The sequence below is a fragment of the Pseudomonas fluorescens genome, from assembly GCF_900215245.1.
GTDB classification, from domain to species: domain Bacteria; phylum Pseudomonadota; class Gammaproteobacteria; order Pseudomonadales; family Pseudomonadaceae; genus Aquipseudomonas; species Aquipseudomonas fluorescens.
On record NZ_LT907842.1, the window covers coordinates 601724 to 613798 of the forward strand.

Consider the following 12075-nt stretch of genomic DNA (forward strand, 5'->3'; position numbering starts at 1 on the left):
ACCCGATGCGAGGGATTATCCCGACTGAACGGTCGTTGGGCAACGTCTATGTGAACCCGCAACGCACTTTACTTTCAACACGCCAACGATTTGCTCGCTGCCAGTCAGAAATAACACGCAACAACTGCCCCTGTGCACCTGCGCAATGAGAACTCAAGCGAAGCGCGCGTATTCCAAATCTGTTTAAAAAACGATCAGATGCGACTGGACTGAATCGGATACTGATCAATACTTGAACTGTCGGCGTGGCATCTCCCCCAAGTGACGCGTCGACCTGGGTACCGACGGACTGCGTGCCCTTGTTTTACTCCTAATGGTCTTAGCCCGGATTCACCCCCCAGAACCCGGGTTTTTTTTGCCTGCGATTTGCCTGCCTTACCCAGCGACGTGGGCCAGCGGGAACAACCGCTTGAAGTTCGCGGTGGTCTGCTCGGCAAAGCGCTCGTACGACTCGCCCCGCAGCATTGCCAGGTAATCCGCCACGTCGCGCACATATTCCGGCAGGTTCGGCTTGCCGCGATGGGGAATCGGCGCCAGGTACGGCGAGTCGGTTTCCACCAGCAGGCGGTCGGCCGGCACCTGACGCGCAACGTCGCGCAGGGCGTCGGCGTTGCGGAAGGTGACAATACCGGACAGGGAAATGTAGAAGCCCAGGTCCAGGGCGGCCTTGGCCATGTCCCAATCTTCGGTGAAGCAATGCAGCACGCCGGCCTGGGGCAACGCCGCTTCACGCAGCAGGGTCAGCGTGTCAGCGCGGGCGCCACGGGTGTGGACGATCACCGGCTTGCCGGTTTGCTGCGCGGCGTGCAGGTGCAGGCGAAACGAGGCCTGCTGCAACTCGGCGGCCTCCGGCTCGTAGTGATAGTCCAGGCCGGTTTCGCCAATGGCCACCACTCGCGGGTGGTTGAGTTCGCCCAATAGCCAATCGAGGGCCGGCGCTTCACCGGGCTTGAGGTCCAACGGGTGGATGCCTACCGAGCAATCGACATCGGCATACCGGTCGGCCAGTGCTTTGACGTCGGCAGCGTTTTCGGCGCTCACGCCGATGCACAGGAAGTGCCCTACTCCGCGCTGGCGCGCTGCCTCAAGGGCGGCATCGAGGGAGCCGCCGTGCTGGGCAAGGTCGAGGCGATCAAGGTGGCAATGGGAATCTACGAGCATAGGAAGTTACGACTTGAGTCCGGAAAGTTGAGTCACGGAAAGTTGGCGGCCAACGATACACCCGTCGGCCACTGAAATTAACGCCGGCCGAGCAAGCCGACCCACTGCACCAACAGCGCTTCAAGCAGCAGCACGCGGTTGAGGTTGGCTTTGCCGAGAACCTTCTGGCGCTGGGCAAGAATCCAGTCCTGGATATTCAACACCTTGTCTTGCGCGCTTTTCTGCGCGAGGTACTGCACCACCTTGCGCATATCCGGCAGGCCCAAGCCGCTTTCATCCTGGGTCAACTGGTAGCGCAGGATCAGGCTCGACCAGTCGCAGAACCAGTCGAACAGCAACAACAAGGGAATGTCTTTCCAGGCGCCTTCGGCCAGTTGCGTCGCGGACTGCTCTTGCTTGAGCAGCTTTTTGACGCCCTCCACCACCAGCGCACGCTGCTCGCGCACGCCCTGGGCTTGCAGCTTCACGGCAGCCAGCGGCGAGCCGGCGGCCAGGGTCAGCAGCTCGACGCGCTCTTCCTGCGAGCACTCAGGCAGCGCCTGGGCCAGCCACTGCAAGCTCAAGGCTTCGCTCGGCAAAGGGCAGGCCTGCTGGACACAGCGGCTGCGAATGGTCGGCAACAAGCGGCTGGACTGATGGCTCACCAACAACAGCACCGTATCACCCGAGGGTTCTTCCAGGCTCTTGAGCAAGGCGTTGGCGGCGTTGATGTTCATCGCTTCCACCGGCTCGATCAGGACCACCTTGCGCCCGCCCATCTGTGCGGTCTGCACCACAAAGCTGACCAGGTCACGCACCTGGTCGACCTTGATCGCCTTGTCGGCCTCCTCGGGTTCCAGCAAGTAGTTATCGGGGTGGCTTCCGGCCTTGAGCAACAGGCAGGATTTGCACTCGCCGCAGGCTTCCAGATGAACCGGGCGCTGGCACAACAGGCTGGCCATGAGGCGCTCGGCGAGTGCGCGCTTGCCGATACCAATCGGCCCGTGCAGCAAATAGGCGTGGGCATGCTGGGCGCGGCCGGCCAATTGTTGCCAGAGACTGTCTTGCCATGGATAGGCTTCAGCCACGGGCGCGCTCCAGGAGTTGAGGTAGCAGCGCATCAATGGCTTGTTGTACCTGGGCCAGCGGTTGGGCCGCGTCCAGCACGGAATAACGTGCCGGCTCAGCCTTGGCGAGCGTGAGGAATGCAGCGCGCACGGCATCAAAGAACGCACGCCCTTCCAGCTCGAAGCGGTCCAGGCGACCGCGGGCACTGGCACGGGCCATACCGACTTCCACCGGCAGATCGAACAGCAGGGTCAAGTCAGGGCGCACATCGCCCTGAACGAATGTTTCCAGTGCAGCGATGCGCGCCAGCGACAAGCCACGGCCACCGCCCTGGTAGGCGTAGGTGGAATCGGTAAACCGATCGCAAATCACCACCGCACCGCGCGCGAGTGCCGGGCGGATGACTTCAGCCAGGTGCTGGGCACGGGCAGCAAACACCAGCAGCAGCTCGGTGTCCGGGTTCATCTGTTCTTCACCTGGGGCCAACAGCACTTCACGAATGCGTTCGGCCAACGGCGTGCCGCCGGGCTCACGGGTCAGCACCACTTCAACGCCCTCGGCGCGCAAGCGCTCGGCCAGGTAATCGCGGTTGGTGCTTTTGCCGGCGCCTTCCGGGCCTTCCAGGGTAATAAACAAGCCAGTCACAGGCAGTCCTTAGTCAGAGTCATTGCGGGCTTTGCGGCGCAGCGGTGGCCGGCGCAGGCTCGGTCGGTTGTTCAAGCGGCGCTGGAGTCGGCGCATCGGCAGGTGGCGCCGAGTCTTCCGATGGTTTCACCAGCGGCGCTGGAGCCGGAGCATCGGCAGGCGCCGCCGAGTCTTCCGATGGTTTCACCACCGGCGCCGGGCTGGAGCGATAGTCGGCCCGGCGTTTGAGCTGAAACTCACGCACGGCGGCATTATGCGCATCCAGGTCATCGGAGAAAATATGGCTGCCATCGCCCCGGGCGACGAAATACAGGCTACTGCCCGACACCGGGTTCAACGCGGCGTGAATCGCCTCGCGGCCGACCATCGCGATCGGCGTCGGCGGCAGGCCGGCAATCATGTAGGTGTTGTAGGGGTTGGCTTCCTTGAGATGAGCGCGGGTCAACTTGCCGTTGTAGCGTTCACCCAGGCCATAGATCACCGTCGGGTCAGTCTGCAACAGCATGCCGATCTTCATGCGGCGCACGAAGACACCGGCGATCTGCCCGCGCTCTTCCGGCACGCCGGTCTCTTTCTCCACCAGCGAAGCCATGATCAGCGCCTGGTAAGGGTCGGTGTACGGCGCATCGGCGGCGCGCTTGCTCCACTCCTGGGCGAGGACGTCGTCGAGGCGGTTGTAGGCCTTTTTCAGGAATTCGACATCGGTCATGCCGCGCACGAAGCGATAGGTATCAGGGAAGAAGCGCCCTTCAGGAAACACGCCAGGGTGACCGAGCTTGTCCATGACTTGGCTATCGCTCAGGCCCGACAAGGTCTGCACGATCTTTTCGTGCTTGGCCAGAGCCGACCGTACCTGCCGAAAGTTCCAGCCTTCGACCAGCGTCAGGCTGTATTGCACCACTTCGCCGCGCTGCCACAAGCCGATCAAGCCCTCCGCGGTCAGGCCAGGAGTCATGCGGTATTCGCCGCTGTGCAACGGCTGACCATCGAGGTTGAAGCGCCAGTAAAGACGTAACCAGAACGCACCATCAAGTACGCCGTCAGCTTCAAGGCGATTAAAGGTGCCCGTCGGGGTCGACCCGGCAGGCACATCGAGCAATTGTTCCTGGGTCAGATTCAGGGGCTGCTTCAGGGCAGAGTCGAGCTTCCAGGCAGAGAAGCCCAGCAGCAAGCCTGCCGAGACCAGGCCGATTTGCAGCAGTAAAACCAGTTTTCGTATCAACTCAAATATCCAATAGCGCGCGAACAATGCCCTGCAGTTTACGGGTGAGTGGCCCAACCGACCAGCTCATCGCAGCGCAGCCACGCACCGGCCAAATGCCATAAACGCTGTTGCAGACAAAGACTTCGTCAGCCTGCTGCAACTGCTCAAGGCTGATGTCGGCCACGGCCCACGGGATGCCCAGCGCCTGCGCCTGTGCCAGAACTTCCGCGCGCATCACCCCGGCAACGCCACAACGATTCAGATCAGCGGTTAGTAACAGGCCGTTGCGCACCAGGAACAGGTTGCTGAAAACGCCCTCAATGACGCGTCCGGAGATATCCAGCATCAAGCCTTCGGCATGCTCGGTATCTTGCCACTCAGCGCGGGCGATCACTTGTTCGAGACGATTAAGGTGCTTGAGACCCGCCAGCAACGGCTGCTCGGCCAAGCGAGTCGCGCACGGAAACAGGCGGATGCCGTCGGCTCCGTGAGCATGGGGATAGGTTGCGGGCGGACCGCCCTGCAAGATACGGCGCACCGGAGCGCCGGGGTTGATGCCATAACCGCGCAGGCTGTCGCCACGGGTGAGGATCAACTTGAGTACGCCGTCGCCCAGGGCGGCGGCATACGCCAACACCTCGCTGCGGATCAGCGCTTGATCCGCAACCAGGGCGAGCCGCCTGCAACCCTCAGCGAGGCGTTGCAGGTGACGGTCGAGCAGCACAGGCTGCCCGGCCTTTACGGCGATGGTCTCGAACAACCCGTCGCCATACGCCAGGCCGCGATCTTTCAGGGGCACGTTGTCCGCTGGCTGACCGTCGACCCAGCTGTGCATCACTCAGCGAACCGGCGGAACACCAGCGAACCGTTGGTGCCACCGAAACCGAACGAGTTGGAAATCGCCACGTCGATCGGCATCGGCTGCGCTTCGTGAGGCACGAAGTTCAGGTCGCAGCCTTCGTCCGGCTCATCAAGGTTGATGGTCGGTGGAGCGACCTGATCCTTGATCGCCATCACGCTGAAGATCGCTTCGACCGCGCCCGCCGCACCCAACAAGTGGCCGGTCATGGACTTGGTGGAGCTGACTGCCAGCTTGTACGCGTGCTCGCCGAACACCGACTTGATGGCTTCGGCTTCCGCCAAATCGCCGGTCGGGGTCGAGGTGCCGTGGGCGTTGATGTACTGCACTTGGTCAGGGTTGACCTTCGCATCACGCAAAGCGTTGGTGATGCAACGTGCAGCACCAGCACCGTCGGCCGGTGGCGAGGTCATGTGGTAGGCGTCGCCGCTCATACCAAAGCCAATCAGCTCGGCGTAGATCGTGGCACCACGCGCCTTGGCGTGCTCCAGCTCTTCCAGTACCAGCGCACCGGCACCGTCGGACAGTACAAAGCCGTCACGGCCCTTGTCCCACGGACGACTGGCGCGAGTCGGCTCATCGTTGCGAGTCGACAGTGCACGGGACGCGCCGAAGCCGCCCATGCCCAGCCCGCAGGCGGCCATTTCGGCGCCACCGGCGATCATCACGTCGGCTTCGTCATAGGCAATGTTACGTGCGGCCATGCCGATGCAGTGCGTGCCTGTGGTGCACGCCGTGGCAATGGCGTAGTTAGGTCCCTGTGCGCCCAAGTGGATCGACAGGAAACCGGAAATCATATTGATGATCGAGCCCGGCACGAAGAACGGTGAAATTCGACGGGGGCCGGAATCGTGCAAGGTGCGGCTGGTTTCTTCGATATTGGTCAAACCGCCAATACCCGAACCCATGGCCACGCCGATGCGCTCACGGTTGGCGTCGGTCACTTCCAGGCCGGCATTACGCACCGCCTGAAAACCGGCTGCCAGGCCGTATTGAATGAACAGGTCGAGTTTGCGGGATTCTTTGATCGAGAGATATTCCTCGACATTGAAGCCCTTTACCGAGCCGCCAAAACGGGTGGAATAGGCAGAAAGGTCCGTGTGTTCGATCAGACCAATACCACTGTGGCCAGCAAGAATGCCCTGCCAACTGCTCGGCACATCCGTACCCAGTGGCGACAACATACCCATACCGGTGACTACGACGCGTCTACGCGACACAGCACTCTCCTTTTTCTTGATGACGACACTTTGCTTCAGAGCTCACTTTGCTTCAGAGCTAAAGAAAAAACCGCACGCCGTTACAGCAGTGCGGTTTTTCCCTAACAGCAAGCGACGACTACAAACTATTACGCCTGGTGGCTAGTAACGTAGTCGATAGCAGCTTGAACGGTAGTGATTTTTTCAGCTTCTTCGTCCGGGATTTCGGTCTCGAATTCCTCTTCCAGAGCCATCACCAGCTCAACGGTGTCAAGGGAATCGGCACCCAGGTCTTCTACGAAGGAAGCAGTGTTGGTCACTTCTTCTTCTTTAACGCCCAGTTGCTCGGCGACGATTTTCTTGACGCGCTCTTCGATGGTGCTCATACCTTGTTTAACTCCTAATGGACAAATTCAGGCAGCTGGCCAGTGGGTAAGTGTATAGAAAGCCTTTTCAGCTTTTCAACTGAAAGCTTCACCCTTGTACCCGGCAGGCCACCTGCCTATAAATTAAGTTGCAGCTTTATAACGGATTTTAGACAGCTCGTATGACATTTTTTTGAAGCGATCCGTCACAATTTAACTCATGTACATCCCGCCGTTCACCGGGATTGTAGCCCCAGTCACGTATGCCGCACCGTCGGATGCCAGGAAAGTGACCACATTCGCGATCTCTTGTGCCTGGCCCAGACGGCCCAGCGGAATCTGTGTCAGCAACGCTTCACGCTGTGCTTCCGGCAGTTCACGGGTCATATCGGTGTCGATGAACCCTGGGGCCACCGAGTTGACCGTAATCGACCGCGAACCGACTTCACGTGCCAATGCACGGCTGAAACCTTCCAGACCGGCTTTGGCGGCTGCGTAGTTTACTTGGCCTGCGTTGCCCATGGCACCCACTACGGAGCCAATATTGATAATTCGACCCCAACGCGCCTTGGTCATGCCGCGCAAAACCCCCTTGGACAGGCGAAACAGACTGTTCAAGTTGGTATCGACCACGTCGTACCACTCGTCGTCTTTCATGCGCATCATCAGGTTGTCGCGGGTGATACCGGCGTTGTTTACCAGAATAGCCGGCGCGCCAAATTGTGCAGTGATCTGGGCCAATACCGCAGCAACCGATTCATCACTGGTCACGTTCAGCTCAAGGCCGGTGCCCTGCACGCCGTTTTCCTTCAAGGTCGCGGCGATACGCTCAGCGCCGGAAGCGGACGTGGCGGTGCCGATCACAACAGCGCCCTGACGGCCCAGTTCGAGGGCAATCGCCTGGCCAATACCACGGCTGGCGCCGGTAACCAGTGCAACTTTACCTTGCAGACTCATGCAGGCTTCTCCTAATTTCAGGGTTCAGGCCAGCGCCGCACGAGCGGCAGCGAAGGCGTCAGGTGTATTGAGGTTAGCGGTGGATACGCCGTCGGCGCAGCGCTTGTTCAGGCCGGCCAGGACCTTACCCGGGCCACACTCAACCAGCTCGGTGGCGCCATTGGCAGCCAGGGTCTGGACCGACTCGACCCAGCGCACCGGCTTGTAGAGTTGCTCCAGCAGGTCGCGCTTGAGGGTGTCGAGGTCGGCGGCCACGGCCGCGCTGACGTTCTGCACCAGCGGGATCTGCGGCGCCTTCCAATTGATGGCGGCGATGGACTCGGCAAAACGCTCGGCAGCCGGGCGCATCAGCTCACAATGGGACGGCACGCTCACCGGCAATGGCAAGGCACGCTTGGCGCCACGGGCCTTGCAGCCTTCGATGGCACGCTCAACCGCCGCCTTGGCACCGGCGATCACCACCTGGCCAGGGGAGTTGAAGTTCACTGCGCTGACCACTTCGCCCTGGGCCGCTTCTTTGCAGGCCTCGATCACGACGGCATCGTCCAGACCCAGGATAGCGGCCATGCCGCCCTGCCCGGCCGGAACGGCTTCTTGCATCAACTGACCACGACGCTCAACCAGCTTGACCGCTTCAGCGAGGGTCAGGCTGCCCGCAGCCACCAGGGCGCTGTATTCGCCCAGGCTGTGACCGGCCACGTAAGCCGGGCGCGCGCCGCCTTCCGCCAGCCACAAGCGCCACAGGGCGATCGAAGCGGTCAGGATGGCCGGCTGGGTTTTATCGGTTTGATTGAGTTGCTCTTCCGGCCCCTGCTGGGTCAGTGCCCACAGGTCGTAACCCAAGGCATCGGAAGCTTCCTTGAAGGTTTCCAGGATCAGCGGATGTTGCGCGCCCAGCTCGGCCAACATGCCGAGGGACTGCGAACCCTGCCCTGGAAAGACGAATGCGAGGGATGTAGACATGTAACAAGCCCCTAATGATCTGGTCGTCAAAAATGCGTGCCCCTACGGTGGGAGCGCACGAAACTGACAAGTTGGATGGTCTATTGAACTGGCCGGTCACATTTAAGCACTCCCGGGCCAATTCGCCTAAGGCAACAGATCCTCAAGACGGCCACGCAGGCGTTGCGGCAGGTTTTCCTGAATCTCGATCAGCGCCCGCGCAATCGCACTCTGAAAGCCCTGCACACCTGCCGAGCCGTGGCTTTTCACCACAATGCCCTGCAGCCCCAGAAAGCTCGCACCGTTGTGCCGCGCCGGCGCGAGGTCGGCCTGCAAGCGGCGCATCAACGGCAGCGCCAGAGCGCCGACCAAACGGGACGCCAGGCTCTGCTTGAACAAGGCCTCGATACGCGTGGCAATCATCGTCGCCAGGCCCTCGCTGGACTTGAGCAGGATATTGCCGACAAACCCGTCACACACCACCACATCCGCCTCGCCCCGGTACAAACCATCCCCTTCGACGAAACCGATGTAATTCAAGCCCCGAGCACCTTGCAACAGGCTGGCAGCGAGCTTGACCTGCTGGTTGCCCTTGATGTCTTCGGTGCCGATATTCAGCAGGGCTACACGCGGACGAGCCACACCCAGCGCCTCAGCGGCCACCGAGCCCATCACGGCGAACTGAAACAGGTGCTCGGCACTGCAATCGACGTTTGCCCCGAGGTCGAGCAACTGGCAATAACCTCGCTGCGTGGGAATCGCCGCGACCATCGCCGGCCGATCGATACCGGGCAGCGTCTTGAGCACATGCCGCGACAACGCCATCAACGCCCCGGTGTTGCCGGCACTGACACAGGCTTGCACCTTGCCATCACGCAACAACTCAAGCGCCACCCGCATTGAAGAATCAGGCTTGCCGCGAAGGGCGACCGCAGGCTTTTCATCCATGCCGATGGTTTCGCTGGCCGCTGTAACAGTCAGGCGCGCGCGATCTACCGCCGGATGGCTGGCAATCAATTCTTCAAGAAGGGAGGGTTGACCGACGAGGGTCAGGTGCAGCGAGGGCGTTGCAGACAGGCTGGCAATGCAGGCCTGAACAATGCTGCGGGGACCGAAGTCCCCGCCCATTGCGTCAATCGCGATGACTTGAGCAGACAAGTGATTACTCGTCAGCGCCCTTGTCGATCACTTTACGACCACGGTATACGCCTTCTGGCGATACGTGGTGACGCAGGTGAATTTCACCGGTGGTTTTTTCTACAGACAAAGTGCTCGCCGTCAGGGCATCGTGCGAACGACGCATGTCACGGGCGGAACGGGATTTTTTGTTCTGCTGAACAGCCATAATTGATTAACTCCTAAACGTTTGGGTCACGCTTTAACTGCGCCAATACACTGAACGGGTTGGACCGCGTTACCTCGTCCTCGCTCGGTTCGGCCTCGTCATCGAGACCCTCCGGCTGCTGGCATTCTTCCGGATGATGAGCAGGCACAATGGGCAAGGCGAGCAAAAGCTCCTCCTCGATCAGTGCATGCAGATCCAAAGGATCTTCGCCCAGTTCCAGCACGTCATAACCTTTCGGCAACGACTGGGTATTCGCACCCTCCTTCACCACGGCATAACTGCATTCGCTATGGATCGGCAGGGTGACCAGCTCAAGACAACGCTGGCAAACCATTTTGACTTCGGTGTCGATAAAACTGTGGATCACCACAGATTTACGTTCATCTCGTTCAAAAACAAATTTGGCCTGCACCGTACCGACAGTGTCGGAAAGCGGGTCGCAGAGTCTCTCCAAATCGGCCAGCAGCAATTCACCTTGAAGGGAAGTGCCACGATCTGCCAATTTGCGCGGGTCAACGTGAGGTGGAATCGGGTCATTCAACATAGGCGCAGCATTATAGGGATGCACCCGGCCATGTCAAAGGAAATTCAGCCCTGTGCGTCAGCCGGTCGCCCCGCTAGAATCCCTGGCTGCCTTGAGGAGACGCTAATGCTGCCTTTATTACTCGCATCCAGCTCGGTTTATCGCCGGGAATTGCTGAGCCGCCTGCACCTGCCATTCATCTGCAGCTCGCCGGATATCGACGAAAGCCATCGCGCAAATGAGTCCGCGATTGAGCTGGTCAAGCGCCTGGCCGAAGAGAAAGCCCGCGCCCTCGCCGGCAGCCATCCCGGGCATTTGATTATCGGCTCCGATCAGGTTGCCGCACTCGAAGGCAGGATCATCGGCAAGCCCCACACGTTCGAAAACGCTCGCGAGCAACTGCTTGCCGCCAGCGGCAAGCACGTCAGCTTCCTGACAGGCCTGGCACTGCTTAATAGCGAGACCGGGCATTGCCAGGTGGACTGCGTGCCGTTCACCGTGCACATGCGCGTGCTGGACGCCGAGCGCATCGAGCGCTACTTGCGCATTGAGCAGCCCTACGACTGTGCCGGCAGCTTCAAGGCTGAAGGGCTGGGCGTGAGCCTGTTTCAAAGCACCGAAGGCCCGGATGCGACCAGCCTTGTCGGCTTACCGCTGATTCGCCTGGTGGATATGCTGCTGGCCGAGGGTGTGCAAACCCCTTAAAACCCGCGCAAAACCAAATGTGGGAGGGGGCTTGCTCCCGATGGCGGCGGGCCAGTTACCAATAAGCTGGCTGACCCACTGCTATCGGGAGCAAGCCCCCTCCCACATTTATCGACACAGAGCTTGAGATCTCAGCGCAGCGTCGGCCCCTGGAAGCCCATGTACAAGGCCAGTTTCTCCGCCACACTGGCGCCGAGCTTCTTGGAGAAGCGATCAAACGGCGATTCCTCAACCGTGAAATCCACCAACTCTTTCTCGCCAATCACATCGCGCGCCACCGAACTGGCACTGCCCAAACCATCGATCAGCCCCAGCGGCAACGCCTGCTCGCCCGACCACACCAACCCGGAGAACAGCTCCGGATGGTCTTTATCCTTCAGACGATCCCCACGCCCTTGCTTCACGCTCGCAATGAACTGACGGTGGGTCGTATCGAGCACGCCCTGCCAGAACTGGGTCTCGTCGGCTTTCTGCGGCTGGAACGGGTCCAGGAATGACTTGTGCTCACCCGAGGTGTAGGTGCGACGCTCCACACCCAACTTCTCCATGGTGCCGACGAACCCGTAACCGGCCGCCGTCACACCAATGGAGCCCACCAGACTGGCCTTGTCGGCATAGATCTGATCAGCGGCACTGGCAATGTAATAGGCACCCGAGGCGCCCAGATCGGAAATCACTGCGTACAGCTTGATGTCCGGATGCAGTGAGCGCAGACGCCGAATCTCGTCATACACATAACCCGACTGCACAGGGCTGCCGCCCGGGCTGTTGATGCGCAGGATCACGCCTTTGACCTTGGGGTCTTCAAACGCGGCACGCAAGCTGCTGACGATATTGTCGGCGCTGGCGGACTCCTTGTCGGCAATCACCCCGCGAACTTCGATCAAAGCGGTGTAGTGGCTGCCACGGGTGGCGCCTTTCTCGATGTCCATCAGCGGACTGAACAACGCCAGCATGGCAAGCAGGTAAACAAAGGTCAGCAGCTTGAAGAAAATCCCCCAGCGCCTGGAACGACGCTGCTCCTGGACACTGGCCAGAAGCGTCTTCTCCAGCAGCTTCCAGCTTTTGTCATCACCGCTCTCGGCCTTTTCGGGCGCTTTCCACTCGTCACTCATGCCATCAA

The 12075-nt window shown here is 60.5% G+C and carries 14 protein-coding genes; 1 reads left to right on the plus strand and 13 read right to left on the minus strand.

Annotated elements, in window-relative coordinates:
• Positions 1-375 precede the first annotated feature (375 nt).
• The 12 genes from CPH89_RS02765 to CPH89_RS02820 form a co-directional block, all read right to left on the minus strand.
• A complete protein-coding gene (locus CPH89_RS02765) occupies positions 376-1161 on the minus strand; it encodes a TatD family hydrolase (RefSeq protein ID WP_053257556.1) in 786 nt (261 codons plus the stop codon).
• Between the two features lie 77 nt (positions 1162-1238).
• A complete protein-coding gene (locus CPH89_RS02770) occupies positions 1239-2228 on the minus strand; it encodes a DNA polymerase III subunit delta' (protein ID WP_053257557.1) in 990 nt (329 codons plus the stop codon).
• Positions 2221-2853 carry a dTMP kinase gene (gene tmk / locus CPH89_RS02775; protein ID WP_053257558.1) on the minus strand — a complete coding sequence of 211 codons (633 nt, stop codon included), beginning with the start codon at positions 2851-2853 and terminating at the stop codon, positions 2221-2223. The genes CPH89_RS02770 and tmk overlap by 8 nt, the downstream gene beginning before the upstream one ends.
• Positions 2854-2872: 19 nt before the next feature.
• Positions 2873-4075 (minus strand): endolytic transglycosylase MltG, encoded by a 1203-nt coding sequence (gene mltG / locus CPH89_RS02780; RefSeq protein ID WP_053257559.1) that lies wholly within the window; start codon positions 4073-4075, stop codon positions 2873-2875.
• A gap of 1 nt (position 4076) precedes the next feature.
• Positions 4077-4892 carry an aminodeoxychorismate lyase gene (pabC, locus tag CPH89_RS02785; protein WP_053257560.1) on the minus strand — a complete coding sequence of 272 codons (816 nt, stop codon included), beginning with the start codon at positions 4890-4892 and terminating at the stop codon, positions 4077-4079.
• Positions 4892-6136, minus strand: a complete 1245-nt coding sequence (fabF, locus tag CPH89_RS02790; protein WP_053257561.1) for a beta-ketoacyl-ACP synthase II — start codon at positions 6134-6136, stop codon at positions 4892-4894. Before fabF ends, pabC begins: the two co-directional genes overlap by 1 nt.
• Positions 6137-6264: 128 nt before the next feature.
• Entirely contained in the window at positions 6265-6501 is a 237-nt protein-coding gene (gene acpP, locus CPH89_RS02795) for an acyl carrier protein (RefSeq protein WP_010165887.1), read from the minus strand.
• Positions 6502-6693: 192 nt separating this feature from the next.
• A complete protein-coding gene (gene fabG / locus CPH89_RS02800) occupies positions 6694-7437 on the minus strand; it encodes a 3-oxoacyl-ACP reductase FabG (protein WP_010566560.1) in 744 nt (247 codons plus the stop codon).
• Positions 7438-7461: 24 nt separating this feature from the next.
• A complete protein-coding gene (gene fabD / locus CPH89_RS02805; protein WP_053257562.1) occupies positions 7462-8400 on the minus strand; it encodes an ACP S-malonyltransferase in 939 nt (312 codons plus the stop codon).
• 126 nt (positions 8401-8526) lie between these two features.
• Positions 8527-9537 (minus strand): phosphate acyltransferase PlsX, encoded by a 1011-nt coding sequence (gene plsX, locus CPH89_RS02810; RefSeq protein WP_073638045.1) that lies wholly within the window; start codon positions 9535-9537, stop codon positions 8527-8529.
• A 4-nt stretch (positions 9538-9541) separates the two neighbouring features.
• Positions 9542-9724, minus strand: a complete 183-nt coding sequence (gene rpmF, locus CPH89_RS02815; RefSeq protein WP_008152339.1) for a 50S ribosomal protein L32 — start codon at positions 9722-9724, stop codon at positions 9542-9544.
• A 13-nt stretch (positions 9725-9737) separates the two neighbouring features.
• Positions 9738-10268, minus strand: coding sequence for a YceD family protein (locus tag CPH89_RS02820; protein ID WP_032886799.1), 531 nt, complete (start codon positions 10266-10268; stop codon positions 9738-9740).
• A 105-nt stretch (positions 10269-10373) separates the two neighbouring features.
• Between CPH89_RS02820 and CPH89_RS02825 the strand changes: the two genes are divergently transcribed.
• Positions 10374-10952, plus strand: coding sequence for a Maf family protein (locus tag CPH89_RS02825; RefSeq protein ID WP_053257564.1), 579 nt, complete (start codon positions 10374-10376; stop codon positions 10950-10952).
• Between the two features lie 131 nt (positions 10953-11083).
• On the opposite strand, the gene CPH89_RS02830 is transcribed toward CPH89_RS02825, so the two are convergent.
• Positions 11084-12067, minus strand: a complete 984-nt coding sequence (locus CPH89_RS02830; protein ID WP_053257565.1) for a S49 family peptidase — start codon at positions 12065-12067, stop codon at positions 11084-11086.
• Positions 12068-12075 lie beyond the last annotated feature (8 nt).